The sequence below is a fragment of the Pseudarthrobacter sp. J47 genome, assembly GCF_049810315.1.
Lineage (GTDB): Bacteria > Actinomycetota > Actinomycetes > Actinomycetales > Micrococcaceae > Arthrobacter.
The window spans coordinates 1,837,370-1,862,903 of the sequence record NZ_CP187358.1; the positions used below are offsets into that span (position 1 = coordinate 1,837,370).

Genomic DNA, 25,534 nt, shown 5'->3' on the forward strand with positions numbered 1-25,534 from the left:
GTGCCGGGTTTCGGGGCGCCTGACCGGGGGTTTGGGTTAGCTCATGGGTCGGGTTCCTTTCCCGTTTTGGGCTTGCATAAGCCGGACGGACTCGCCGCTGGTTTGGCAGAGGTGGGCGTGATGGAGAAGCCGGTCCACGGTCGCGGTGGCAATGGTTTTGGGCATGAGCTCATCGAACCCGGAGGGGTGGATGTTCGAGCTGATCGCCAGGGACCGTTTCTCGTAGGAGGCTTCCACGACCCGGTAGAAGCCCTCGGCCGCGTCGGCGGAGACCGGCAACAGGCCTATATCGTCGATACAAATCAAATCCACGTTGGTGGCGCGGGTGATGGCTTTGTTGACGCTGTCATCAATCCGGTGCCGTCGCACGAGCGCGCCGAGGTCTTCCATGCTGAGCCAGGACACGGACATGCATGCCCTGATCGATGGCCTGCTGGCCGAGGGCTTCCAGGAGCAGGGTCTTACCTGTGCCGGAGGGCCCGCAGGCAATCAGGTTCTCCCGGCGCCGCACCCATTCCAGGGTCCGCAGAAACGACGTTGTCGCGGCCGGGAGGGTGGAGAGGGCCTCGTCCCAGACATCGAAGGTCTTCCCGGTGGGGAATCCTGCGCGTTTGCGCCGGGTGGCCAGCATCGACCGGTTCCGGCCGGTGGCTTCGGCTTCGAGCAGGACGCGGACGACTTCGGTGGGGTCCCAGCGTTGGGCTTTCGCGGTGGCCAGGACGTCGGCGACCACCGCGCGGGCGTGCGGCATCCGGGTCGTGCGCATCAGCGCGATCACGTTCTCTACCGCCGTATCGGCCAGGGGCCGGGTCATGGTTTTAGCGCTCATCGATGGCTCCTTCAAGATCGCCGTCAACGGCGGGGCCGGTGGTCGGCGCGGTGGTGGGTGTCGTGCCGAAGTTGGCCCAGGAGCCGGTGCCCTGGCTCAGCCATTGGCCTTGGTCGGTGACGGTGTGGATGATGCTGGTTGTGTGGCTTGTGGCGTTGCCGGTGTTGACGATGGAGAGCAGGTCCTCGTGGGTGAAGCGCTGATGCACCGCTGCCGCTCCCAGGCCCTTGTCGACCTCGTCGGCGCCGAGGACCTTGGCCAGGGTGACGGCGCGTTCCATTTTGTGCCGGATCTTTCCGGTGCCGGCGGCGGCTGCTTCCTTGAGCCAGAGCGCTGCGCCGGCGCCGAGAGCGAGGAACTCTTCCTCGGCCTTGTTGGTCGGGCGGATCACCCGTTCCAGGGCCCCGGAAGGGGCCGGCGGGAAGTGGGCGTCGATGATCGCGGGGGTGCCGGGGCGGGTGAGTTTGTGCCGGGCGACCTCGACGGGGCCGGCGTTCCCGACGTGGACGATGACGACCTCGGTTTCGGTCCCGCGCACCCATACCATCTGACCCATCAGGGTGTGCGGGACGGAGTAGCGGGAGCGGGACTGCTGAAAGGTGATCATGGGCGTGTTCGGCGGGACCTGGCGGGTGTGGCCGAAACTCGCCGTCACCGGTGTCGCCGGGACCGGGTGCAACCTTGGTCCTTCGAGAACCCGGAGCATGTCCTTGGGGATCTCCAGCGTGGCCCGGTGCACCCTCGAATTTACCTCTTCCATGAACGCCTCACACGCAGCCTCCAGCTCGGCGAAGGACCGGTACTCGGGCAGCAGATTGGTCTCCTTCGGGACGAGGTCGGCTTTGGCGATCTTGACCGCGTTCTCCACTCCGCCCTTCGAGGCCGGGTCGGCCGGCAGGCAGGTCTGCAGCGAGGTTGAGTAGTGCTTGGTAAAGGCCACGATCTGGTGGTTCCGGACCGGGATCCCGGCGACGTGCTCAACCGTGACGGTCTTCTCGTTATCGGTCAATACGTAGGTCGGGACCCCGCCGATCAGGCGGAACGTCCGGTCGAGGGCGGCGAACACGCTCGGCATGGTCTTATCCCGCAAAGCGATCACGATCCGGAACCGGGAGAACGCCAGCCAGGCCACGAACAGCACCGTCTTCACCCCGTCAACGACGGGCCCGTCGCCGTAGTCATACTGAAGCCACAGACCCGGCTCAGGAGTCCAGGGCCGGTGCACGCGCACGTTCCGGGCCCGGTATTTCGCCTTCAACTCAGCAAGCGTGGTCCTGGTCGTCCGCTCGCACCCGGTGAACCCCAAAGCCCGGAGCTTCTCATGCACCACGTCGCCGCGGATCTTCCCGCGGGACTGCTCGACCCAGGAGGCCATCTGCGGCAGGAACGGGTCGGTCATCCGGCCGCGTTGCCGGGCCACCGGCGCCTGCGCGCCTTCCTGGCGGGCCTTCACATACGAGCGGACCGTGTTGTGCGAAACGCCGCAGATCTTCGCGGCATCCCGGTACGACCGGGTCAAATCGTAAGCAGCTAAAATTTCCATGAACTCTCCTGGAGACTTCACAACGAGCCCCTTTCTTCCCACAACGGGTGAAATACAGACGATTGGCATCGCCATTTCACCGCGGAAGGAAGGGGCTCTCCCCGCAACGACACGAGGGATGGACAAGGGAATCCCAGCACGCCAAGCCACACACCGTGGCCTGCTGCTGTCCAAAAATCCTTGCCGCCGCCGGTCAAAACCACTGCCGCGAACGGTCAATCAGATTTTCCGTACCCGGTCAGTTTAAAGTTGCCGCTTACACATGTCGCCTACTACGTCGTAGGCGAGCACCGGGCCGGTGCTGATCTCGGCAAGATCACTACCTCTGCCACATCGTGAGGTTGTAATATTTAGGTGCGGGGTGCTTCGCGATTTCCCTCCGCACAGGGGCTAGAGGCCCCCTTACAGCGCCCGGTGGCTCACCAGCCGGGCGCTGTCAAGCGACCTGACGACAAGACGGTGGCTGAGCCGTTCCGACGTACGCAGTTTGGGTACAACGCCGTGAGTTACGGCAGGAAACAGCCCCTTTTGCAGGCACTCCCCCGCCTTATTCAAAAGAGCCGATAATGGAGATTCTGTAAAGCCGCAGAGCACTCTGTTCTTCTCCGTCGGAGATGCCCTGATTGCGACTGGTGGAAACTCAGCCTTTATGCCGGAATCGGAGGCCGCCCGCTTCCCGGACGACGCCCGGAAAAGACTGCCGAGTCCACGCCGGTTTGCGCCGCAACGGTTATTGCAGGAGTAACGGCATACCCTTGGGTAGTCGTCGCCATCGCTTGCCGTGGAGATCCGTAAATTCCAGTTCCCACGTGAAATCACGCATGTGGTATTCGATCTCGGGCCACTCTTCAATACTGATCAAATCACGCATTGATTTTTCGCCCGTGATAACGCTGGATTCGAAGCAAAGTTCGCGAAGACTTGGAGGCACTAGGTTGGATCCTCCGACGTACCTGACTTTCAGGTTGACGTCGAAGACTGGTACTCCGGCTAAACTTTCGACCGAACAGATCAAGGCCCTCTGCAAGCTTCCAAGCCTTGAAGGATGCGGCGCACAAAGGGGCGCACAAAGGGGGTATGCGGATCGAAGAATTGCGATGGCCGAAACTGAAAAATCATGGAGCTGATGCGCGTTGTTCTAGTCTGACGGACCTTCGGATCGAGCGCCGATAACGGACCTTCCGTCAACCTGGTGTGCTGTGCTCCAACATGGCGGGACCCGGCTTGGATTAGGCTACCGCAGGCTTCCCAGAGACATGAGTAGCAGCGAAGAAGCTCCGGAACCGCTGACCAATTTGAAGTGGAGAACTTTACCCCGTCGAGTACTGGGCTCACGTCAGGTCAAAGGGCAGTGTCTTGTAAGCGGTGCTTTTGTTCATGTTCCATCCGGCGACGATGCCGGAGCCGATCATTTGGTCGCTGAGGCGGGCGAGGCGGTAGGCGGGGTCGGTGTCGAGGGCTAGTTGGAGGAATTGGTGGGCTTTGCTGCCTCTGCCTTCCCACCAGTTGATGTAGCCAATAGCTGTGAGGACTGGTGCTGCGTGTTCGGGGCTTGTGCGTGTGTAGGCGTGCAGGAGGAGTTGTTGTGCCCATTCGATGCGTGACCACTTCGGGGCGGTTTGGGTTTGGGCGAACAGGATCTGCTGCATGGGTTCGTCCATGCCGGGGATGTCAGCGATGAGCCGGTCGCGGATGGCCGGGAACTGCAGGTTCGCGACCAGGGCGTGGCAGTCGTCGTCGTTCGGGAAGGTTTTTGAGTTGAGCATGTCTGCCCAGAGTTTCCGGGCTGACTGGAGCGCGGCATCCGTTGGTTGGGAGGCGATGGTGTCCATGTGGTGTTCGACGGCGGCCGCTTTGGCTGCTTCCTGTTTGGTTGTTGGGAGGTTGATCCGGTCGGTGGGTTCGACGAAGCTGCCGCGGTAGATGAATTCGGCGTTGATCGCGCTGGTCTGGGTGGAATTGACGGGCAGCGCGATGGTTGTGCCGGGTTCGCCATCGTAGGGGGAAAAGGTTTCGTCGCCGACGAAGAGCCCGTCCCGGATGGTGATGCCCCGTTCGGCAAGGACCCCGGTGAGCGCGGCGATGGTGCCGGCATGCGGTTTGGCCTGTCCGGGGCGGGTGGTTTCGCTGGTGTAGACGGCGAAGAGGATGGACGTCGCGGTGGTGTCGCTGGTGAGGTAGTGGGCTACGGTGCGGGCGTAGGGGAGTTCCTGGCCGTGTTGGCGGGGCAGGTCGATGCGCAGGGTAGCGCCGATACTGTTCTCGTTCAGGGTGATGCAGACCAGGCTTTCCTGGGGCCAGAAGCCCAGGGTGTGGCCGATGAAGCTGAGGACATCTGATGGTGTTGTGATCGTGAGCTTTTCCATGATCATTGTTTCCCTTCACCCTCGTTTTGCTGTTTTTTCTGCGGTTGTTGGTTTTGGGCGTCGTTCTGGTAGGGGACCATCCGCTGGGTTCAGGGGCCGGAGTGCAACTTGGGGAACCGGCGCCGGGGCGAAAACTTCGTCCGGGACCAATGCGTTGGTCTTTCAATGCAGAAGTTTTCGGTTCCGGGGTCGGCGCGGTAGCGCCCTGGTTGCGCGGAGGACCCGCCCAGCGATCATGGGCGTATCAGAATGACAAGCAGAGGTGATGCTTTTACTTGTTCATCGAAGTCAACGAATCAAGCCGCATGACTTTCGGCGATTGCAGGACCCTTCATCCTGTCGCCTGCGTATCTCGGCCAACGTGTCTAGGCAGCGGTGCTGACCAAGCAAGGGGAACGAAACCCTGATCTTAGGAAACCTGGACATACAAAGCTCTAGGTCACATTTCCACGGGAACGGCGGTGATAATATCGGGCTTCTGCCGCGAAGAAGGAATGTCATGGAAGCTCTATTTGGTCTGTTGTTTGTAGCTGTCGTTTTCTGGTGGATAGCACGCAGAAAGAAGCGGCAGACGCCGAAAGTTTTATCCTCCTCACAGGCCCAAGCTCCGAAGGCTGAGGTGCATAATGCGCCGATATATACGCGGCCCCGCCCGGTCCAAGAACCGGCCCCTGCGCAGAATACGTCCATGCGTTTTGCTCAGCCTGGCCGCGTAGGTGAGCTCTTCAGCTACGGCGGGCCCTCAGCAGGAAAAGGCTACATACATGACGGTTCCTTTGCCATTATCGATGTCGAAACAACGGGGTTTTCACCTGGCAAAGGTGATCGCATCATTGAATTGGCAATTGCCCGCGTAGATAAGAACGGGCGCATCGAAGACGAATATGCGACACTTCTGAATCCGGAAGGACGCGATACAGGTGCCGTTTTTGTTCATGGAATCAGCAACGAAGCTGTGCGGAACGCCCCGCTATTTTCTGATGTTTTAGCGGATGTTTTAGCGCGTCTGGACGGCGCAGTCATCGTTGCGCACAATGCAGTCTTCGAAGAACGATTCATCGCGGCCGAGTTGGCTCGCGCCGGGGTGACAACACCGCCGCTGCCAGCCCTGTGTTCTCTATGGCTGGGGCAGCAAACCTTCGATACCCCGAATCACAAGCTGGGCACTCTCGCCCAGCATGCAGGAATACCCCTGGTTGATGCTCACTCTGCCCTTGGCGACGTTAGGGCGACAGCGGCGTTGCTTCCCTTAATGCTTGACAGGTATGAGCCAACCATTGGGTTCGGGCATGATCCGGCGCGTGGTCTTTTTGATCCTTACCGCTTGGGTGCAGTAAACCCGATGACTCGGGCCGCTTCATTGAGAAAGGGCGCCGACGGTTGGATGCACTCCTTGATGTCGCGCCTCCCCATCAGTGCAGGCGATGTCAGTGACGCCTCGGCCGCAGAATATCTTGAAGCGCTTGCCGTTGCCCTGGAGGACGGCAAGATTGTCGGCGATGAGGCTAAAGCCCTGGCCAAAGTCGCTGGTAGGGGCGGCATGGGGGCCGAACAGGTTCGCGGCCTCAATGAACTGTTCTTGGAGATGATGCGCGAAGCCGCGTTCGCAGACCAAATGTTTACAGCTGGCGAGCTCACCGAGCTTAAGCGCGCAGCAGATGCTCTGGCCGCCCCCGGCTATTTCGACGATCTACAGGCGACCGTGACGCAAACCGATGTTCCCGTAGGACAGGAAGCAGATTCAGCAACACAGGCGGCGAAGCCCCGACAATGTGGACACTGCCGGACACCTGGCCACTACCGTTCGAAGTGCCCTGAACTGAACTGATAAGGCCTGTGGACATTGTCCACACTCTCAGCGTTGGATCGGGCTTTAGAGCCGTCGAACTGCTTCGAATTCCGCACGTTTTCGGGAGTTCCCAATATTTGCAAGGCCTCGAATGCAGTTCGAGTCCCACCTCGGGCACAGTGTTTCCGCAGGTCAGTGGCTTTTTAGCTTTCGAGTGTTGACAAACCTTGACGTGACTCTGCATGAGTCGTATAAGCGGGTGTCCAACCGGTCGCGTTTTGCATGACAGTTCTGCCGTGCCGTCCTCGCCCCAAGGCAAAGCGCCAACACCATTCGGCAGTTATGGTTTTGGTTTAGGCTTCGTTTTCCTGGCAGTCTCATAGTCCTCGGCAAGTGTCGAGGGGATATTGGCCTCGTCTGCAATACGTTGAACCTCGAAGAGACGGTTAGGTTCCTCTCGGAGGCTTTCAATGATCCAGCAGGCCATGGCTGTCGCCATGCCAAGGTCCAGCAGGTTCACCACTGGAAAGCGGTCGACGGCCTGTTGAAGAAGCGAGGTTTCCCCTGTCAATTCATCGACGGCGAGGTAGCCCGTAATCGTGCTACTGGTGACGTGGGTAGCTTGACAGAGTCGAACGAATTCAAAGCGCAGCAGCCCACTTTTCGGTTCCCGGGTGTTAGCGGCCAATGCCGAATTCCAGGCACAGCTCACGTTCCGGCGGCAGCAGGGACTAAGGCATGAGTTCACCGGAATTGATGTAGATTCGCCAGCACCCAAGACCGCCCGGCTTCGGTGTTGAGTCCGGTTTTGCTCCGGTCCACGAGGCCGCTTTGGATGCGTCGTATCAGAAGGGGACCTGACCGAGGAACAGCGCTTTTGACAACGAGCGTTCGGCGCCAGGCCGCCTGGATACATGGCGGGGAAGCTGTGATCGATTCCCCGATCGTCCGCGATCTGGTGCGGTGTAGCTGGCGGGATGTACCGCATCAATGCCAGCGGCGACTTCCCAGGACGGTCACCGCGGCGGTGATGGCGATGCCGAGGCCGATCGGGACGCTGAAATGTGTCTGGAGCAGGATCGCTCCGATGGCGGCCCCGGCGAACATAGCGAGGACAGCGCCCAGCCGTCGGTTGAATAACCGGGGCCGTTGCTTGCCCACAAGTGACTCCCCGGCGAGGGAAGTCATGGTGGAAGTAATGACCACGGTGGTCATGTCTCGTACGCCCAAATGCCGCGCAATCAGGGCCTGGGAGCCCATGTGCATGGCGATAACGGCGGCAACAATGACACCAATGGACTGCCGGCCGACGTCTTCTACGATGAGGGAGACGGCGGCGGTTCCCGTCAACGCGATACAACCCGCTGTGAGGAGGAGTGTGACCCGGCGGTTCCAGCCTTTCGGGCTTGACTGGAGCGTAAATCCGGCAACCGCCGCGCCGAGGAGAAAGGCACCAAGTGCTACCAGTGGGCCCAAAGCTGGCAGGTTCGGCGCCCCGGCCAACGCCATCGCAAGAATCACCACGTTGCCGGTCATGTTTCCGGTGAAGACGCGGTCAAGGGCAAGGTAGCCGACCGCGTCAACGACACCTGTAACGAGCGTGAGGGCCATCATGAGCATCAGTCGGAACTTTTCCGGAGACGCATTTTCTTGCAGGGTAGAGGCGGTTTTGGTACCTGGGCTGGCTACGGCTGATGTCATGGTTTAAGGGATCTTTCATCGTGAGGGATGGTCTCTATGACCCCCCGACATGCTTATGGGTGGTTTTAGGCGGACCGGCTGGCAACTACGGCGATGCCGTCGCTCCGGGGATCTGCGCCGGCGGCTAGGGCGCTCAGCCTTCAAGCTTGGAATGCTCGCCCAGACGGTGCCAAGAACGGTTGTGGTAGACCAGTGCGTTGCCGGGTTCGCCCGCCTGGACGTCACGCATCACGCGGGACTCCAAGGCGTGAACGGCGATGATTGTGGAGGTCCCCACCTCCATGCGATTGATGACGGCGCAGCGCACCCAGGCGCGGACATCCTCATACACTGCTTCGCCGGTTGCAAGGGGCGACCAGCGGTGCGTCTGGTCAAACCGGTCGGCTCCAGGGGTCGCTCCAAACTTCGCCAAGTCGACGTCGTGCGCGTCCAGCAGGTGCACGACGACGGTATCGGCGCGCGAAAGCACTTCGGACGCAGAGGACAGTGCCGAGACCGAGAAAATCAGCAATGGAGGTTCCGCACTCACTGACACGACCGACGATACCGTCAGTGCCACCGGTCCTTCGCCGGCATCGGCCGTGATGACGGCGACACCTCCCGGGTGCCCACGGAACAGTGCCTTGAATTCGTCAGCCGGGAGGGAGGACGGGAAGCTTTGCTTCGGAGCTTCGAGCCAAGTGTCTGCGGGGTAGGCGTGAAACATCGCTAGGACACGCTGGGGGCGGAGCGGGCCAGTTCCTCGCGAATGATGTTCGTCCCTGCGCTGAGAGCACTCAGCTTGGCCAGTGCGACGTCCCGGGGGAACGGTGCCATGCCACAGTTGGAGCTGGGGATGAGCTTGTCCGCATCGACGAACTGGAGGGCCATGCGGAGGGTGTTGGCGACCTCCTCCGGGGTCTCGATGGTCTCACTTGCGACGTCGATTGCCCCGAGCATGACTTTCTTGCCGCGGAGGAGCTCGATGAGGTCCATGGGCACTTGGGAGTTCTGGGATTCCAGCGAGATGATGTCGATGCTGGAGCTTTGCAGCAGCGGGAACGTTTCCTCGTACTGCCGCCACTGTGGGCCGAGCGTCGCCTTCCAGTCATTGTTCGCCTTGATCCCATAGCCGTAGCAGATATGCACGGCGGTCTCAGCGCGCAGTCCTTCTGCGGCTCTCTCAAGCGCAGCCACTCCCCAATCCTTGACCTCATCGAGGAAGACATTGAACGCGGGCTCGTCGAACTGGATGATGTCAACGCCGGCCGCCTCGAGTTCTTTCGCCTCCTGGTTCAGGATCGTGGCGAACTCCCAGGCCAGCTTCTCGCGGCTCTTGTAGTGGTCATCGTAGAGCGTGTCCACCATCGTCATTGGACCGGGAAGAGTCCATTTGATCGGCCGGTCAGTGGTTGCGCGAAGGAATTTTGCGTCGTCGACGAATACCGGCCGCTCACGGCTCACTGGTCCGACGACGGTCGGTACGCTCGCGTCGTAGCGGTCGCGGATGCGCACGGTCTTGCGTTGTTCAAAGTCGACCCCGCTGAGATTCTCGATGAAGGTCGTGACGAAGTGCTGGCGGGTTTGCTCGCCGTCGCTGACGATGTCGATGCCGCGCAGGCTCTGCTCGTGGATGGCGATGCGCAGCGCATCCTGTTTGCCCTCGAGCAGCGCATCTCCCTCCAGCTTCCACGGGGACCAAAGAGTCTCCGGCTGTGCGAGCCACGATGGTTTCGGCAGGCTACCGACAACGGTGGTGGGCAAAAGTGTGTTCATGATTAACGATTCTCCGTGGGTCAGTTGACGAGGGCAGGGTAGTTGGCCGTCCACTGGTCCAACAGATCCTTGTGGGGCGTGATGAAGTGCTCCTCCGTGTACTTCGCCTGCGTGATCGCGAGCTGACCGCGCTCGACGCGGTCGTAAGCGATCTGGGTCCGCGAGTAGTCCTGCTCGCCCAGGCTCGGCTGGTAGACGGCGGCGGCGGCGGAGTTCGCGTTGTAGATCTCCGGGCGGTAGATCTTCTGGAACGTCTCCATGGTGCTGATGGTGCCGATGAGCTGCAGGTTGGAGTAGTCATTGAGCAGGTCGCCCCGGAAATAGAAGGCGAGCGGCGCAACGCTGCCGCGTGGCATGAAGTAGCGCACCCGCAGTCCCATCTTTGCGAAGTACGCGTCCGTCAGCGAGAACTCGTCCTGCTGGTACTCGACGCCCAGGACCGGGTGACGGTTCCCGGTTCGCCGGTACGTCTTGCTTGTGGAGACGCTGATGCAGACCACTGGCGGCTGCGGGAAGCGTTCCCGGCCTACCGGGGAATCGAGGAAGTGCTGGAACAGCTTGCCGTGAAGATCGCCGAAGTCGTCGGGCACCGTGGGCTTGCCTGAGTACCCGGCTGCCGCCGGCAGTACGACGCTGAAGTCGAAGTCTCGGACGTAGGAGGAGAAGTTGTTGCCGACGATTCCTTGGTGGCGGACCCCGTTCAGCAGGTCGACGATCTGGATATCGAGAACCTCGAACAGCGGGAACTGCTGATCCGTTCCGTCCGCGGTGAACTGTATCTGCACGGAAACGATCTCAAGCTCGAGCGCGTAGCGGTCCCGGTCCGGGTTGTCCCAGTCTGCGAGATCGTTGAAACGGCGCCGTATCATGGTCAAGGCGTTGCGGAGGTTCTCCTGGCGGTGCTCGCCCCGTGCCAGGTTGGCGAAATTCGTCGTGATCCGGGAGCCTTCCGACGGGGAGTAGTCCTCGTCGAAGCGGGTCATGGTAATGCTGAAGGTGAAGTCGTCTGCCATGTGCTGCCAATCCGTTGATGGGCCGGAGACGGCCTTTCCGAAGGGGATGTATCCATGCTGCAACCTTCCGAGGGGTATCAAGTAACTAGTGGTCATTATGCATTCATATAGAATTTTCCTATGCCACAGCTTTCCAGAGGATTGACCCTGCAGCAGCTGCGCTACTTCATAGAAGTTGCAGCTGAGGGGACAATCTCAGCGGCTGCCGACCTTCTTTACGTAGCGCAGCCCACAATGTCCGCAGCGATGAAGGACCTTGAGTCCCGGGTGGGCCGTGCGCTCCTGGTTCGCTCCGCCCGCGGCGTCACCCTCACAGCCGACGGGGCAGAGTTCCTCGGCTATGCGAGGCAGGTCGTCGAGCAGTTCGCTCTCCTCGAGCAGCGTTACCTTGGTAGGCCACCGCGGCGACGTCTGCTTGGGGTGTCAACGCAGCACTACTCGTTCGCGGTGGACGCCTTCGTCCGGATGGTCAAGGCCACTGAGGTGGCCGAATACGAGTTCTCGCTGCGTGAGTCCCGCACCTGGGACATCATCGAGGATGTCCGGACGCTCCGCAGCGAGATAGGCATCCTCTACCGGAACGATTTCAACCGGAAGATCATCGACAAGCTGCTCCGCGAATCCGGGCTCGCGTTCTCTCCGCTGTTCCTCGCCGATCCGCACATCTTCATTTCACGGAACAACCCGCTCGCCTCAAAAGAGCGAGCGACTCTAGAAGATCTTGCCGGCTTGCCGCGGCTGACCTTCGATCAAGGTGCGAACAACTCTTTTTACTTCGCCGAGGAGATCCTCTCCACCTTGTCCAGTAAGCAGGAGATCCGGGTCTCTGACCGTGCGACGATCTTCAACCTCATGATCGGGCTCCACGGCTACACGATTTCGACGGGAATCATCAGTGGGCAGCTCGACCCGGAGATCGTCGCCATCCCGCTCGACGTTGACGAACGCATCGAAATCGGCTGGATCGGCCACGCCGCGATTCCGCTCACCGACCAAGCGCAGCGCTACCTCGGGGAACTGCGGGCCGTCGTCGCTGAATTCGGCGTAGCGCTACTCGGCTGACCGCAGTTGAGCGGGCAATTCTTTACCCCTTGGGTGATTGGACGTGTTTGTTGCAGCCGAGCGGGTTGCTGGTATCGCACATGCCCGTCGCCGTCGCCGTCGCCGTCGCCGTCGTTGGCATGGCCGGGGCGGACGTCAGCTAGGAAACCGGCCTGTTCCAGGTGGTGACGATCCAGCCCGGGGACATCACGCAGGGCTTGTAAGGCCGCGGTGCCGTACTGGCCGCCACCTGTGGAGGCCGTTGAGCCGCAAACTGATGTTGGCGCGATTCTCTGGTCACCAAAGTTGATCAGTTTGCGGCTTCGCTGAACCTTCCCCCGCAGGCCTCACAAAACTACGGTGGCAGTTATCACGCTCTGATGAGATGTAACGGCCGAGTTATGACTGCGTTTGTTCAACTGCGCAAACACTAAAAGACTGACTGGGACGTACCAAACACATCCGCTACGACAATCTCACCAGCGCGGTCACCGCCGTGGTGTTCGGGCAGGGCCGGCAGGGCTGGGAGAACGGCCGGTGGGTGGTGTTCCGTTCGTTCTATGGCTTCGATCCCATGCAAGCACTCCGAATCTAGGCGCCACCGTGATCTCCTTAGTCATCGTCCGAACCGGTAAGCTGCCGGCCTGACCGGAGTATAGGCCTGCGCCTGCCGAGCAGGCAACGATCCCTCCGCCAAGCTTCCTGGCCGTTGGAATTGCGGGCGCCCGGCTGGTTTGGGGGCTAGATTGTTCCAGATCGGTAGAGCTCGGTGGAGAGGTAACGGAGTCCGGAGTCGCAGAGGATGGTGACGATTGTTGATCCGGGGCCCATTCGTTCCGCGGTCCGAAGAGCGGCGACAACATTCGCCCCTGAGGAAGTGCCGGCAAAGAGCCCCTCTTGCCGGGCCAGGCGCCGCGCCATATCCATTGCCTCGTCGGCGGATACGGTGAGGATGCCGTCGACGGCATCCGGTTCCCACAGCGGGGGAACAAAACCGATACCGATGCCTTCGATCCGGTTGGGGCCGGTCGGTTGACCGGACAGGACAGCGGATTCGGCCGGTTCGACTGCAAAGACGCTGATGTCTGGATTGTGCGCTCGGAGCGAGCGCGTGACCCCGTGAATGGAGTGAGCGGTTCCGACCGTGTGCACGAACGCGTCGATCCGGCCTTTTGTCTGTGTCCAGATTTCTTCCCCCAGAGGCAGATACCCGGTGACCGCGTCATGGTTATTCAACTGGTCACACCACCACATGCCCGGTTGTTTCGATACTTCAGCGGCCCGGGCGATCATCCGCTTGATCAGCGTTTCGGTGATTGCGCCATTGTCACTTGGAACATCCTCGACGGTGGCGCCAAAGGCAAGCATCGTCCGGCGTTTTTCGTCACTGAACGCGTCGGAGAAGACGACGTGGAGGCCGAAACCAAGCACAGCGCAAGCAAACGCAAGCGAAATGCCGGTCGTGCCAGCGGTGTATTCGACGACAGTTCCTCCCGGGATAAGGCGACCGTCGCGCACGGCGCCTTCGACCGCCGTGCGTGCCATCCGGTCTTTCATACTCCCTGTCGGGTTGGCCCACTCCAACTTGACGAAAATCCGGGCACCGTTGGCCGGCGCCACCCTCCGCAGCTCCACGAGGGGCGTGTTCCCAATTCCCGCGAACGCACCCATTGAATCGTTCATCTCCGAAGACCCTCTGCTCGTGTGGCGGCTGATAGAAGATATCGTGGCACCCTGGTAAGCCCACTACAACAGAACACGGAAGGCACCGCGACCATGCGCTCTGAACGATGAGAGCGAGCGCATTTTCAACCGCAGCGACCCGGCGAAGAGATCTATGGAAACACCCCATCGAGATCAGACTTACACCCCTAGCGCTGCCGGATTCATCCTGTATTGCCAATGCTCTTCGGAATGCCTCCGCTACTCACAGCCGGGGACAAATCCTCGTGAGTTATCCACCGCTACCGCTGCCGAGGGAGCTCTCCAAACGGCTCCCAAAAGAATCAGCCATGGATAATCCGAATTGACCCCAGCCACGGATAGCTTTAGGGGCACCTTGGGTGCCGCGCAGCACTGCTGGAAACGATGATTGTCCTTGACAATCCCTATTGAGATTCCTTACGGCCGTCGCCGGCCTTGAAACCCTCGACAGCGGGCGTGTGATGCTGGACGGACAGCTTGAAAAGAACAGAGCTTTCCAAGACACCGCGATCCTGCTCGGGTGAGTCTGGTCCAATTAGCGAGGCGTGCAGCCCAGTGAAGGGCGGGTACCGGTTTGGTACCATGAAGGCATGGCTATGAATCTCCGTGTCCCTGAAGACCTCGATCGGCGGCTGGAGAAGTTGGCTGCTGAGGAACATACGTCCAAGTCCGCGCTTCTGTTGCAGGGGGCAGAGTTGGTTCTGCAGCGCCACGCGCGCCGGCGTGAAATCAGCGCAGGTCTTGATTTTGTCATGGGTCATGACGCTGATCTGCTGAAGCGCCTTGAAGACGCGTGACAGCGTACCTGGACATTGAGGATGCCCTTCAGGTAGTTGATCGGTACGGCTTCCATATCCGTGATGTCGGGTTGTTGGCCTCAGCATTGGTCAGGCCGGCTACGACTGTCCTGGGCGCGGAAGCCTATCCGGAGCTCGTGGTGAAGGCGGCAGCCTTGTTGGAGTCGGTCGCCCGGTTCCGTCCACTCGTTGACGGCAACAAACGGACGGCTTGGACGCTCATGGGGCTGCTGCTGTGGATCAACGGTTACCGGCATGACTTCACCACGGATGAAGGCTTCGACCTCGTCGTCGGAGTCGCCGCGGGCACTATCGACCTGCCGAATGCTGCCGCCGAGATTTCCAGGCATCTGGTGCCCCGGTAGTCCTCCAGCGCCCCCGAAAGGGGGTATGGACATTGTCCACACTTTGGGCTTCGGACTGGGTTGTAGGTCGGTCGGACTGCTCCGAATTCCGCATGTTCTCGCGGGTTCCCCGTGTTTGCAAGGCCTGGAATGTAGTTCGAGTCCCACCTCGGCCACAGCATGACCCCTCGTCGGAGGGGTTTTTTGCTTTAATCCCGGCCGGTTTTTCACCAACGATGCAGGGCAAGAAGGCGGTCAATCAGCTGACGCTCGCTCCCAGCCTGGCTCCCTGCCACCGCCAAACGCTCATTCCCTTCCGCTAATCACTCAACTTTCCGGACTCCAGGGGTAGGACTCCGCGTCCTAGGAATAACAGGGACAAGAAAACGTGCGGCCATTGTCACGCGATGTGCGTATCGTCGATGGAGCGGCTGCTGCGGCCGTGGCCGAGGGTTGTCGAGTTGATGGATAAGGCGAGGAGCGATTGTGAGAATTGCAGTAACGGGTGGAAGCGGAAAACTGGGGCGCCATGTTGTCCGGCGGTTGGTGGATGACGGCCACCAGGTGCTGAACCTGGACCGGGCGGGGGACCGGAACCCCGGTCTGGTGGTGGTGGATCTGCGCAACTACGGCCAGGTCCTGGACGTCCTGCTGGGCGTGGATGACCGGCACGCGGGATTCGACGCCGTGGTTCACCTGGGCGCGATTCCCGCCCCGGGACTCCTGCCGGACGCTGCGACGTTCGAGAACAACATGATCTCCACCTACAACGTGTTCCAGGCGGCCCGCCGGGCCGGGATCAAGAAGGTGGTCTACGCCTCCAGTGAGACGGTGCTGGGGCTGCCGTTCGACGTCGACCCGCCCTACATCCCCGTGGACGAGGAGTACCCGGCACGGCCCGAAAGCACTTACTCCCTGGTGAAACACCTCGAGGAGCAGATGGCTGTGGAACTGACACGCTGGGACCCGGAACTGAGCATTTCCGGCCTGAGGTTCTCCAACGTGATGGACGAGGCAGACTATGCAAAGTTCCCGTCCTTCGACGCAGACGCGAACCTGCGGAAATGGAACCTCTGGGGCTACATCGACGGCCGGGACGGTGCCCAGGCCGTGGCCCGGGCACTGGAGCACGGCCGGCCCGGTTTCGAGGCATACATTATCGCCAACGCGGACACCGTCATGAGCCGGTCCAGCGCCAGCCTCGCCGCTGAGGTGTTCCCCAGCGTCAAGATCACCAAGGACCTGGGCGAGCACGAGACCATGCTGTCCATCGACAAGGCCCGGCGCCTGCTTGGCTTCGAACCCGAGTACAGCTGGCGCGCCTAGGACACCAGCAGGGCAACCCAGGCCGGGAACCGGGGGAGCGTTACGCGTACCGCACGCCCGGCAATAGCGGCCTCGGTTATCGTTGATCCACCACCCCAATCCCAGGAGGGCCCATGCCGCACGTCGTTGACTTCAAGAACGTCTCCACGGAGGGCCTGGAATCGTCCCCGGTTGCAGATGCCCTGGCCGGGTTGCGCGCCAACGAGAGCCGCTACTACAGCAACAAGTACAACCACGCCTTCACCGTGAGCCCTGCGGATGAGCTTCCGGAGGTGATCGACCGGGTCAGCCGGATACTGAAGGAAGAGCGGGAGATTGTGATCGCTTCCCGCCCGCTTGAAGCGTCCACGTTTGTTGTTGACGGACTGCGCATGGATTACGTCTTCTACGAGTCGGGGCTGTCCATCAACGTGATGTACAGCATCGAGGAGGGCGGCAAGCGGGCTGTGGGCTTCAAACTCTCGGACGGTATGGAGATCCCTGAAGAACTGGAGCTCCGCTTCAAGTTTGCCCGCCAGAAATCCAAGCTGGCGGGCACCATCCGTGGCTCCTACTTCGTCATCAAGGGCGAGTACTGAGCCGGCCTGACGCCTCCCCAGCAGCAGGCCGAACCCGCTGGCTGTACCCGGTGTGAAGGCGAGATAGCCCAGCGGTACAGCAGCGCCGGCGTCGAGCGTTTCAGAGCCATCACTGGCGGCACAGCGTCAAGGGCCAATCCGGAAAGAGCACTCCACCCCTGTAATCGTTTTGTTACCAGGGGCAGCGGTGGCCTACCATGGACGGCTGATGGCAGCTATAGATGACTTGACAACCCAGTCCCGGTCCGTCCAACAAGGCGGGCCGGTTTTTGTTGACCCCTCCGGCCGGCGACTGGGACGCCTCAAGCTTCTGGGCCTGGGCGCCTTCGTTCTGGTTGCCGGGTATGCCGCCCTCCTGCTCGTGGCGCTGATGGGCGGGTCCAACACTGCGGCTCCGTTCCTGCCCCTCCCGGCCGTTCCGGCAGCCGCGGAAATCCAGCCAACGCCGGCTAAGCCTTCGCCCGCGCAGACGCACCAGCCCTCCAACAGCAACGCTGCCGCCGGCCTGGCCGCTGAAACCGGAGCCCAGGCCCAGGCTCCGGCGCCGCAGTCCCAGCCTGGAACCCTTGATGCTGCAACACCCGTAGAGGATGCCGCAGCTGTCCTCCCCGTGGAGCCACAGCCCGCGCCGTCCGCGGCTCCGCCCGCTGCAGACCAGGCAGGCGGCCAGGCGGGTGCAGCTGACGGGACTGCCCCCGGGAAGAGCGCCGAGGCTCCCGGCAAGTCGGTCATTCCATCAGCACCCGCCCGCCCGTGAAGGCCGTCCGCCTGAAGAAGCGCGATTCCCCGGCCGGCGTTAGGGCCCATTGGGTCATCTTCCTCGCGGTCCTGATGGCCCTGGGCCTGGCCCTGGCGGTGCAGGGGTACGTCCATCAGCTCGCCGGCATTGGCAACGATTCAGCACCCGCCGGCATCAATGCGGACAAGGTTCCTGCCGACGTCGTGCACGGTGGCCCCGTGATTGACGCCCGCGACGGAGCCGTCCGCACAGCAACCCCGGCTGACAAGACCATCGCCCTGACGTTCGACGACGGTCCGGACCCGGAGTGGACGCCCCGGATCCTCGAGGTGCTCCGTAAGCACCACGTACACGCCACCTTCTTCGTCGTTGGCTCGGCCGCGATCGACCACCCCGACGTGCTCCGGCAGATAGTGGACGAAGGCCATGAAGTCGGCGTGCATACCCTCACCCACGTGGATCTTGGCTCCATCCCGGACTGGCGGCGGCAGCTGGAGGTGCAGGGCGGCCAGGATGCGATCGTTGGCGTTACCGGACAGGCTGCGTCCCTGCTGCGGCCGCCGTTCAGCTTTGATAACTCCGAGGTTGCCAACGGCACCTGGCGTGCCATGCAGGCATCTGCAGGCGAAGGCTTCCTGAGCGTCCTCAGCACTCTTGACAGTGCTGACTGGGAGCGGCCCGGCGCCGCCGCCATCAAGGACAACATTGCCGCTTCGGGACCGGAGGGGCAGATTGTCCTGATGCACGACGGCGGCGGCGACCGGGAGCAGACGGTCACCGCACTGGATGCTGCACTGACGCAGTATGCCGGGCAGGGCTACCGTGTCACCTCGGTCGGAGACGCCGTCGGGATCCGCAGCATGCGGGACGCCACCATGGGGGAGAAGGTCAGCGGAACTGCGTTGGTGTGGGGTGTCCGGCTCAGCGACTTCGTGGTCACGGCCATCTCGTGGGCCCTGGTGGCCGCCGGCGTGGTGACCCTGGTCCGTGCCGTCCTGGTAGTGGCCTTCGCCGCCCGCCATAAGCGCGCCGCGCGGCGGCTCGAGGCAGCCAGCCGCGGCAGGCGCCGCGTCAACGTCCCTGTCCGGCCACCCATCACGGAGCCGGTCAGCGTTATTGTTCCCGCATATAACGAGGCCGCGGGAATCGAAGCCGCCGTCAGGTCCCTGGCGGCGTCGGAGCATCCAGTGGAGATCATCGTGGTGGATGACGGTTCCACCGACGGAACTGCGGACATCGCCGAAGGCCTGGGACTGCCCGGCGTTGTGGTGCTTCGCAAGGAGAACGGCGGCAAGCCTTCCGCGCTAAATGCGGGCCTGCGCGTAGCCTCACATGACCTCGTGGTGATGGTCGACGGCGACACCGTCTTTGAGCCGCAGACCGTCCGCGCGCTGATCCAGCCCTTCGCGGACCCGGCTGTCGGTGCCGTCTCCGGTAATACCAAGGTGGCCAACCGCGGCGGCATCCTGGGCGCATGGCAGCACATCGAATATGTGGTGGGCTTCAACCTGGACCGCCGGCTCTTCGACATCGCCGAATGCATGCCCACCGTTCCGGGTGCCATTGGCGCCTTCCGGAAGGAAGCCCTGCTGCGGATCGGCGGCGTCAGTGATGACACCCTGGCCGAGGATACTGACCTGACCATGGCGCTGTGCCGTGACGGCTGGCGGGTGGTTTACCAGGACGATGCGCTGGCCTGGACCGAGGCTCCGGCAAGCCTTGGCTCGCTGTGGCGCCAGCGGTACCGGTGGTGCTACGGAACGCTTCAGGCCATGTGGAAGCACCGCGGCGCCGTGGTGCAGAGGGGCCCGGCGGGCAAGCTGGGCCGCCGCGGCCTGGGTTACCTGCTGGTCCTGCAGGTGCTGATCCCGTTGTTCGCGCCGGTGGTGGATGTGTTTGCCATTTACGGGCTGGTCTTCCTGGACCCCTTGCGGATTGCGGCACTCTGGCTGGTCTTCCTGCTGGTGCAGTTCCTGATGGCGGCGTACGCCTTCCGGCTGGACAAGGAACCCCTGGGGCCGTTGTGGACGCTTCCGCTGCAGCAGTTTGTCTACCGGCAGCTGATGTACCTGGTGGTGATCCAGTCAGTGGTGACGGCCCTGGCCGGCGTGCACCTGAGGTGGCACCGCATGGAGCGGTACGGCAGCCTCCAGGTTCCGCCCGCGGCAGGCGCCCCAACAGGAACCAACGCGGAAACCAAGGCAGGAGTCAGCGCTTAGGCTGTTGCCGGCCCGCGGCGTCGTGGCAGGATCAACTATGTCCAACCGCCTGATGCTGCTCGACACCGCCTCGCTGTACTTCCGCGCCTTCTACGGCCTGCCGGATTCACTCCGCCGCGTGGACGGCACTCCCGTCAACGCCGTCCGCGGCCTGCTGGACATGATCGCCCGGCTCACTGTGGATTACGGCGCCACGCACCTGATCGCCTGCTGGGACGATGACTGGCGGCCGCAATGGCGCGTGGACCTCCTGCCCACCTACAAGATGCACCGCGTGGACGAGGAAGTCTCTGGCGCCCCGGACGTGGAAGTGGTCCCGGATGCCCTGGAAGCGCAGCTGCCCATGATCCGCAGGGTGCTGGAGCTGGCTGGAATCGCCGTGGTGGGTGCCGCGGAACACGAGGCCGACGACGTTATTGGCACCTACGCCAGCCAGGCCGGGATGCCCGTGGATGTGGTGACCGGGGACCGGGACCTTTTCCAGGTGGTGGATGATGACCGACAGGTGCGGGTGATCTATACCGCGCGGGGCATGCGGAACCTCGAGGTGGTGAGCGCCGCCGTCGTGGTGGAAAAATACCGGGTCCTGCCGGAACAGTACGCCGATTATGCAACGCTCCGCGGGGACGCCTCGGACGGCCTGCCCGGAGTGGCAGGTATCGGCGAGAAGACCGCCGCTGCGCTCCTGGCCAATTTCGGCACGCTTGACCTCCTCCTCGAGGCGGTGGCGGACCCGGGCAGCGGCCTGCCGCCGTCGCAGAGGTCCAAGCTGGCAGCCGCCGCGGATTACCTCAAGGTGGCTCCCGCCGTCGTCAAGCTCGTCCGCAACCTTGACCTGCCCACCCTTGAGGAGGCCGGTGCCGAACTCCATCCGGTGGCGCCGGAGCCGCGGGCGGAACTCGAGCGGCTGGGCATCGAATGGAATCTGGTCGGTTCGGTGAACAGGCTGCTCAAGGCCCTCGAAGCTCGCTAAGCTGGTCCTATCCGAATAATCAGCCTGCTGATGAAAAGGAGTGTGGGTGCCATGCCCAAGACCGGCAAGAACGATCACGCGCTGAAGAAGGAACTGCCCTCAACCCTGCAACGCTCGGACCAAAAGGCCCAGGACACCTTCGCCAAAACCTACGATTCCGCCATGGAGTCCTATGACAACAACGAGGAACGGGCAGCCCGCGCAGCCTACGCCTCGCTGAAGCACAGCTACGAGAAAGTGGGCGACCACTGGGAGCCCAAGAAGAAGCGCGGGCCCTCGGACAAGCGGGCCGAGGGCGGCCTTGGGTCAAAGGCGCCCACAGCGGAGGGCGTCGACGCCAACGCCTCCAAGGACCACCTGTACAAGCGCGCCAAGGAACTGGACATCGGCGGCCGCTCCAAGATGACCAAGGAGCAGCTGGTGGATGCCATCCGGAAGGCCAACCGGTCCAAGACGCGCAAGGCCCGCGGGGACTGAGGCGGCAACCGGCCAGCAGGCAGACGGCCGCGGGAAAAGTGAACGTACGACGGCGGGACGTTACGGCAGTGACTGTGCGTTCCGGATGCGGGACCCGCCGAAGCTGATGGCCAGCTGCGGAATCTCTACGGGACGGTGATCCCGCGATGGCGGGCGCCCGATGGCAACGTGCGGTGTCCAGTGCGGGTACCTGTAGCCAAGGGCGGGGGAGCCCAGGATGAAGTCATCCACGTTGTCCACCAAAAGGTCATCCAGCAGTCCGCGGAGCCCTTGGACCAGCGATACCTGGTAGTCCCGGACGGCGGCGGGCACCTCCACCTCTAGGCCGGAAACGCGGCCGCCGCCCAGCACAATCAGCCGGTGGGCACTTCCTTCGAAGGGCTCCAGCGGCGGTAGGGTGCGCAGCCAGTCAGCTGTCTTTTGACGGGCGTGCCGGGGGTCCGTCATGCCCTTGGTCCATTCCGCTATTTCCCGGGCAAGGTCCGCAAGGATTCCCACGTGCAGCAGCGTCATGTGCAGGCCTTGTGGTTTGCGCAGCCCTGTGGCGTAGCGTTCCAGGGCCTCGTAATCAGCCTGGCCTGTGCCGATGCCCAGAACCGGTACTTCGACAGTAATGCGCGGAACGGGGTGCATGGGTTCAGGCGGTCAACAGCCGCAGCGCGTACCGGTAGTTGGTGGCGGACCAGTTCGACGGCGCTGCCTGCCATTCCCCGTGGAACTCCGGCACCGCCCACTCACGCCCGCCTACTGCGAGGGCCCAGGCGTCAGCTTCGGTCCACGCATCAGGGGTCAGGTAGCTGTCCGCCGGGGAGTGGATGGTGACGGTGACCCACACGGTTCCTGATTCCGCATCCCTGGGGCCCACATGCGCATACAGGGACACTGACGATTCCGGAGCCATCATGGAAGGCCTCGGCGGCAGGGTGGTGGCGGCGCCGTCGAGCGCTTCGGGCAGTTGCTGCTCCAGGATCAGGGACTCCAGCCGCCCCCTGAATTCCCGGACCTCGACGTCGAAAGTCCGGTGGATCCTCTGAACCAGCACGTCAATCACATTTCCCCCATACGAAGGGCCGCGCAACGGTAGATAGGCAGCATCCTGTCCTTTCTTTCTAGCGAACGTGGACCGTTTTGCACAGTCATCTGGCCAAAACAGCACAAGAAATCACTCCGGGGGCGTAATACCCGTCATATAACCAGCAGAATGGACTGGTGACTTCCGCCGGAACCCCGTCCCACCACGCTGGCCCGGGCGCCGGCACCTTCAATCTCGCGTCCATGGGCAGCGGGCTTGCTTTCGCCGCCTCTCTACCGGACCTGGAGGCGCACCTGGCCGCAGGGGGACCGTCCGCTGCAGTGGTGGTCCAGGCTCCTCCGGGCACCGGCAAAACCACCCTGGTTCCGCCGCTCCTGGCCAATGTGACAGCGCAGACGGCGGCTGCCAAGGCCGGGCCGCACCGCGTGGTGGTCACCCAGCCACGCCGTGTGGCAGCCCGGGCCGCCGCCCGCCGCCTGGCCTCGCTGGACGGCAGCGCCGTGGGCGGCCGCGTGGGGTTCACCGTACGCGGCGAGCGCCAGGCCGGACCGGGAACGGTAGTGGAGTTCGTTACGCCGGGAATCCTGCTGCGCCGGCTGCTGGCTGATCCCGGGCTGGAGGACACGGCGGCCGTTGTGCTGGACGAGGTCCATGAGCGCGGCCTGGAAACCGACCTCCTGATCGGTCTGCTGGGTGAGGTCAGGCAACTCCGCGGCGATCTTATCCTCGTGGCCATGTCCGCCACCCTGGATGCGCCACGGTTCGCTGCGCTGCTGGGTGATGCCTCCGACGGAGGCAGTCCGGCTCCCGTCGTCGACTGTCCGTCTGCGCTGTACCCGCTGGATATCGACTGGCGGCCTGCCCCGGTGCCGCGGCTCGATGCCAGGGGAGTGACGCGCAGTTTCCTGGACCACGTGGCGGACACGGCTGCTACTGCCTATGCGAAGACCCTCCAAGGGAATCCCGACGCCGATGCCCTGGTGTTCGTGCCGGGCGCCCGGGAGGTGCAGGATGTGGCCACCAGGCTTCGGGGACGCGTTGCTGAAGGCACCCAGGTCCTGGAGCTGCACGGCCAGGCGGCGCCGGCGGAACAGGACCGGGCGGTATCCGGCCGCCGGCACGGGGAAGGCCCGCGGATCATCGTGTCCACGGACCTTGCAGAATCTTCGTTGACGGTGCCCGGTGTCCGGTTGGTTATCGACTCCGGCCTCACCCGCGAGCCACGGCGTGATGCCGCCCGGGGCATGTCCGGCCTGGTCACCGTCTCCTGTTCCCGGGCATCGGCGGAGCAGCGGGCCGGACGCGCCGCCCGCCAGGGCCCCGGAACCGCCGTGCGCTGCTATGACCAGAGGACCTACGGGGCGGCACCCGCGCACGTCACCCCGGAAATCGCTGTGGCTGACCTGACGGCTGCAGCCCTGGTCCTCGCCTGCTGGGGATCCCCCGGCGGCCAGGGCCTTGCGTTCCCGGACGCCCCACCGGCAGGTGGCATGGCAGACGCGGTCGAGGTCCTCCGGGAACTGGGAGCCGTGGAAGCAGACGGTACCGCAACCGGGCTGGGCAGGGCGTTGGCCAGGATTCCGGCTGATCCCCGCCTTGCCCGGGCCTTGCTTGATGGGGCGGCAGTCGTGGGGCCCCGGAAGGCGGCAGAGGCAGTCGCGCTGGTGGCCGGAGACCAACGGGCCCCTGGCGCCGACCTTGTCCGGCTCCTGGCTGTGCTCCGGGGCGGGAAGGATCCCGCAGCCAGGCGCTGGGCCGAGGAAACGCGCAGGCTGGAACGGCTCGCGCGGGATGAGCCCGGCCGCGCGCCGGAGTTTTCATCCGGGTTCTTCTCCGGCTTCCTCCCCGCCCAAGCCGTTCCCGGCCCGGAGACGGTGGGGGCCGTCGTCGCACTCGCTTTCCCTGATCGGGTGGCGCGCCGCGTTCCCGGTGACGGGACGGAAACCTACCTTCTCTCCTCCGGGACGCGCGCCGGGTTACCTTCCGGAAGCAGCCTGGCCGGATATGAATGGCTGGCGGTGGCGGAGGTGACCCGGGCCCAGGGACGCGACGCCGGCGGAACCGGTGCCGTGATCCGGTCGGCGGCCCCGGTCTCCCGTGAAACTGCGGAGGCCGCGGCGGCGCACCTGCTCGAGGACGCCGTCGAGGCCACCTTCAGCCAGGGCCGCGTTACCGCCCGGCGTTCACGCAGGCTGGGTGCCATCCTGCTCTCCTCGACGTCGGTGCCACCCACACCGGAGGACGGGAGGGCCGCAGTTGGGGCCGCGCTGGCCAGGGACGGATTGGACGTTATTGGATGGTCGACGGCGGCGGATACGTTGCGCAGGCGGCTCGCCTTCCTCCGCAGGGAACTGGGCGATCCCTGGCCGGACGTTTCAGATTCCGCGCTGCTGGGCAGGTTGGAGGAATGGCTAGCACCGGAAATGGCGGCGCTGGCCGGGGGTGCGTCGACACGCAGCATCGACCTGACGGAACCGCTCCGGCGTCTGTTGCCCTGGCCGGAAGCCGGGCGGTTGTCCGAGCTCGCACCGGAACACGTTGAGGTGCCCAGCGGGTCCCGCGTGGCCGTGACGTACCCGCCGGTTGACGGGTCCGCGGCTCCTCCGGAGGGGTCCGGTGGCTCTGATTCTGCGGGGCAGCCCAACCCCAATTACGACGCCGGGCGGCCCGTTGTGTCCGTCAAGCTCCAGGAGTGTTTTGGGCTGGCAGAGACGCCGCGCCTTATAGACGGACGGGTACCCGTGCTGTTCCACCTGCTCTCTCCTGCCCGGCGTCCGCTGGCCATCACGGATGACCTGACGTCCTTCTGGTCGGGACCCTACGCCCAGGTCCGGGCTGAGATGCGCGGCCGCTACCCGAAGCATCCCTGGCCCGAAGATCCCTGGACTGCGCCCGCCTCCGCACGGACAAAAAGCCGGAAATAGCCCCACGACTGGGCCCCTCAACGGACGGAGAAGCGTGCGTGAGAACTCCGATACACAATGGAAACGTCACGTCGACGCGCTGAAACATGCACCGGTTAGGCTCATCAGCAACTGGACAAGGAAGTCCATCCCTGACCGAAAGGACGTAAAGATGTTTCTCCTGAACACCCTGAACCTTTTGCTTGACTCCTCTTCGAATGAAGAGAGCCGCTCCTTTGGCGCCGGCGCAACCGAATCATGCTTCGCGGCCGGACAGCTTACGTCCGCAGCCTGGGAAGGCTGGTGGCACGAGGACACCGCGCAGCACTGAAGACTGCTGTACTGATCAACGCAGCCCTGAGCTTCACTGATCAGCGCTGAATTGTTCAAGAGGGCGTCCGCGT

General features: G+C 63.2%; 24 protein-coding genes. 12 read left to right on the top strand and 12 right to left on the bottom strand.

The genetic code is table 11. From position 1 onward, the window contains the following. Nucleotides 1-36: 36 nt before the first annotated feature. The 4 genes from ACPJW8_RS08320 to ACPJW8_RS08335 all read right to left on the bottom strand — a co-directional run bounded on the left by ACPJW8_RS08320 (nucleotide 37) and on the right by ACPJW8_RS08335 (nucleotide 4,738). Nucleotides 37-390, bottom strand: a complete 354-nt coding sequence (locus tag ACPJW8_RS08320) for an ATP-binding protein (protein WP_425256440.1) — start codon at nucleotides 388-390, stop codon at nucleotides 37-39. Further along, nucleotides 350-829 carry an ATP-binding protein gene (locus ACPJW8_RS08325; protein ID WP_425256441.1) on the bottom strand — a complete coding sequence of 160 codons (480 nt, stop codon included), beginning with the start codon at nucleotides 827-829 and terminating at the stop codon, nucleotides 350-352. Before ACPJW8_RS08325 ends, ACPJW8_RS08320 begins: the two co-directional genes overlap by 41 nt. After that, nucleotides 819-2,393: an IS21 family transposase gene (istA, locus tag ACPJW8_RS08330; RefSeq protein WP_425256442.1), complete on the bottom strand. Its 1,575-nt coding sequence runs from the start codon at nucleotides 2,391-2,393 to the stop codon at nucleotides 819-821. The genes ACPJW8_RS08325 and istA overlap by 11 nt, the downstream gene beginning before the upstream one ends. A gap of 1,310 nt (nucleotides 2,394-3,703) precedes the next feature. Continuing rightward, entirely contained in the window at nucleotides 3,704-4,738 is a 1,035-nt protein-coding gene (locus ACPJW8_RS08335) for a DUF4192 domain-containing protein (RefSeq protein WP_330188712.1), read from the bottom strand. 688 nt (nucleotides 4,739-5,426) lie between these two features. On the opposite strand from ACPJW8_RS08335, the gene ACPJW8_RS08340 reads away from it, so the two are divergent. After that, a complete protein-coding gene (locus ACPJW8_RS08340) occupies nucleotides 5,427-6,566 on the top strand; it encodes a 3'-5' exonuclease (protein ID WP_330188713.1) in 1,140 nt (379 codons plus the stop codon). A 301-nt stretch (nucleotides 6,567-6,867) separates the two neighbouring features. Here ACPJW8_RS08340 and ACPJW8_RS08345 read toward each other — a convergent pair whose 3' ends face one another. The 5 genes from ACPJW8_RS08345 to ACPJW8_RS08365 all read right to left on the bottom strand — a co-directional run bounded on the left by ACPJW8_RS08345 (nucleotide 6,868) and on the right by ACPJW8_RS08365 (nucleotide 10,996). Beyond that, nucleotides 6,868-7,215 carry a hypothetical protein gene (locus ACPJW8_RS08345; RefSeq protein WP_174174760.1) on the bottom strand — a complete coding sequence of 116 codons (348 nt, stop codon included), beginning with the start codon at nucleotides 7,213-7,215 and terminating at the stop codon, nucleotides 6,868-6,870. 299 nt (nucleotides 7,216-7,514) lie between these two features. Further along, complete coding sequence (locus tag ACPJW8_RS08350) at nucleotides 7,515-8,147, bottom strand: YoaK family protein (protein WP_330188714.1); 633 nt, start codon at nucleotides 8,145-8,147, stop codon at nucleotides 7,515-7,517. Between the two features lie 214 nt (nucleotides 8,148-8,361). Beyond that, a complete protein-coding gene (locus tag ACPJW8_RS08355; RefSeq protein WP_330188715.1) occupies nucleotides 8,362-8,934 on the bottom strand; it encodes a flavin reductase family protein in 573 nt (190 codons plus the stop codon). Nucleotides 8,935-8,936: 2 nt separating this feature from the next. After that, the gene (locus ACPJW8_RS08360) at nucleotides 8,937-9,983 is read right to left on the bottom strand and encodes a methionine synthase (RefSeq protein WP_174174755.1); all 1,047 of its coding nucleotides are present in this window, start codon (nucleotides 9,981-9,983) and stop codon (nucleotides 8,937-8,939) included. Nucleotides 9,984-10,003: 20 nt separating this feature from the next. Further along, nucleotides 10,004-10,996, bottom strand: coding sequence for a DUF1852 domain-containing protein (locus tag ACPJW8_RS08365; protein ID WP_141000441.1), 993 nt, complete (start codon nucleotides 10,994-10,996; stop codon nucleotides 10,004-10,006). A 120-nt stretch (nucleotides 10,997-11,116) separates the two neighbouring features. Here ACPJW8_RS08365 and ACPJW8_RS08370 point away from each other — a divergent pair, with 120 nt between their 5' ends. After that, nucleotides 11,117-12,058, top strand: coding sequence for a LysR family transcriptional regulator (locus ACPJW8_RS08370; protein ID WP_330188716.1), 942 nt, complete (start codon nucleotides 11,117-11,119; stop codon nucleotides 12,056-12,058). Nucleotides 12,059-12,778: 720 nt separating this feature from the next. On the opposite strand, the gene ACPJW8_RS08375 is transcribed toward ACPJW8_RS08370, so the two are convergent. Continuing rightward, nucleotides 12,779-13,720, bottom strand: coding sequence for a PLP-dependent cysteine synthase family protein (locus ACPJW8_RS08375; RefSeq protein WP_217432079.1), 942 nt, complete (start codon nucleotides 13,718-13,720; stop codon nucleotides 12,779-12,781). 611 nt (nucleotides 13,721-14,331) lie between these two features. Between ACPJW8_RS08375 and ACPJW8_RS08380 the strand changes: the two genes are divergently transcribed. The 8 genes from ACPJW8_RS08380 (at nucleotide 14,332) to ACPJW8_RS08415 (ending at nucleotide 21,194) form a co-directional block, all read left to right on the top strand. Next, entirely contained in the window at nucleotides 14,332-14,538 is a 207-nt protein-coding gene (locus ACPJW8_RS08380; protein WP_330188717.1) for a ribbon-helix-helix protein, CopG family, read from the top strand. Next, complete coding sequence (locus tag ACPJW8_RS08385; protein WP_174174749.1) at nucleotides 14,535-14,903, top strand: type II toxin-antitoxin system death-on-curing family toxin; 369 nt, start codon at nucleotides 14,535-14,537, stop codon at nucleotides 14,901-14,903. Before ACPJW8_RS08380 ends, ACPJW8_RS08385 begins: the two co-directional genes overlap by 4 nt. Before the next feature lie 465 nt (nucleotides 14,904-15,368). After that, the gene (locus ACPJW8_RS08390) at nucleotides 15,369-16,208 is read left to right on the top strand and encodes an NAD(P)-dependent oxidoreductase (protein WP_330188718.1); all 840 of its coding nucleotides are present in this window, start codon (nucleotides 15,369-15,371) and stop codon (nucleotides 16,206-16,208) included. Between the two features lie 113 nt (nucleotides 16,209-16,321). Beyond that, complete coding sequence (locus ACPJW8_RS08395; RefSeq protein WP_330188719.1) at nucleotides 16,322-16,786, top strand: phage tail protein; 465 nt, start codon at nucleotides 16,322-16,324, stop codon at nucleotides 16,784-16,786. A 208-nt stretch (nucleotides 16,787-16,994) separates the two neighbouring features. After that, complete coding sequence (locus ACPJW8_RS08400) at nucleotides 16,995-17,543, top strand: hypothetical protein (RefSeq protein WP_330188720.1); 549 nt, start codon at nucleotides 16,995-16,997, stop codon at nucleotides 17,541-17,543. Then, on the top strand, nucleotides 17,540-19,744 hold the full coding sequence (locus tag ACPJW8_RS08405) for a bifunctional polysaccharide deacetylase/glycosyltransferase family 2 protein (protein ID WP_330188721.1): 2,205 nt from the start codon (nucleotides 17,540-17,542) through the stop codon (nucleotides 19,742-19,744). Before ACPJW8_RS08400 ends, ACPJW8_RS08405 begins: the two co-directional genes overlap by 4 nt. A gap of 37 nt (nucleotides 19,745-19,781) precedes the next feature. Then, nucleotides 19,782-20,717 (top strand): 5'-3' exonuclease, encoded by a 936-nt coding sequence (locus tag ACPJW8_RS08410; protein ID WP_330188722.1) that lies wholly within the window; start codon nucleotides 19,782-19,784, stop codon nucleotides 20,715-20,717. 51 nt (nucleotides 20,718-20,768) lie between these two features. Then, the gene (locus tag ACPJW8_RS08415; protein ID WP_330188723.1) at nucleotides 20,769-21,194 is read left to right on the top strand and encodes a ChaB family protein; all 426 of its coding nucleotides are present in this window, start codon (nucleotides 20,769-20,771) and stop codon (nucleotides 21,192-21,194) included. Between the two features lie 60 nt (nucleotides 21,195-21,254). On the opposite strand, the gene ACPJW8_RS08420 is transcribed toward ACPJW8_RS08415, so the two are convergent. Both ACPJW8_RS08420 and ACPJW8_RS08425 read right to left on the bottom strand, forming a co-directional pair. Then, nucleotides 21,255-21,827, bottom strand: a complete 573-nt coding sequence (locus ACPJW8_RS08420; RefSeq protein WP_330188724.1) for a hypothetical protein — start codon at nucleotides 21,825-21,827, stop codon at nucleotides 21,255-21,257. A 4-nt stretch (nucleotides 21,828-21,831) separates the two neighbouring features. Next, on the bottom strand, nucleotides 21,832-22,236 hold the full coding sequence (locus ACPJW8_RS08425; RefSeq protein WP_330188725.1) for a hypothetical protein: 405 nt from the start codon (nucleotides 22,234-22,236) through the stop codon (nucleotides 21,832-21,834). 233 nt (nucleotides 22,237-22,469) lie between these two features. Here ACPJW8_RS08425 and hrpB point away from each other — a divergent pair, with 233 nt between their 5' ends. Continuing rightward, on the top strand, nucleotides 22,470-25,151 hold the full coding sequence (gene hrpB, locus ACPJW8_RS08430; RefSeq protein ID WP_330188859.1) for an ATP-dependent helicase HrpB: 2,682 nt from the start codon (nucleotides 22,470-22,472) through the stop codon (nucleotides 25,149-25,151). A gap of 151 nt (nucleotides 25,152-25,302) precedes the next feature. After that, nucleotides 25,303-25,461 carry a hypothetical protein gene (locus ACPJW8_RS08435; RefSeq protein ID WP_330188726.1) on the top strand — a complete coding sequence of 53 codons (159 nt, stop codon included), beginning with the start codon at nucleotides 25,303-25,305 and terminating at the stop codon, nucleotides 25,459-25,461. The last annotated feature ends 73 nt before the right edge of the window (nucleotides 25,462-25,534 follow it).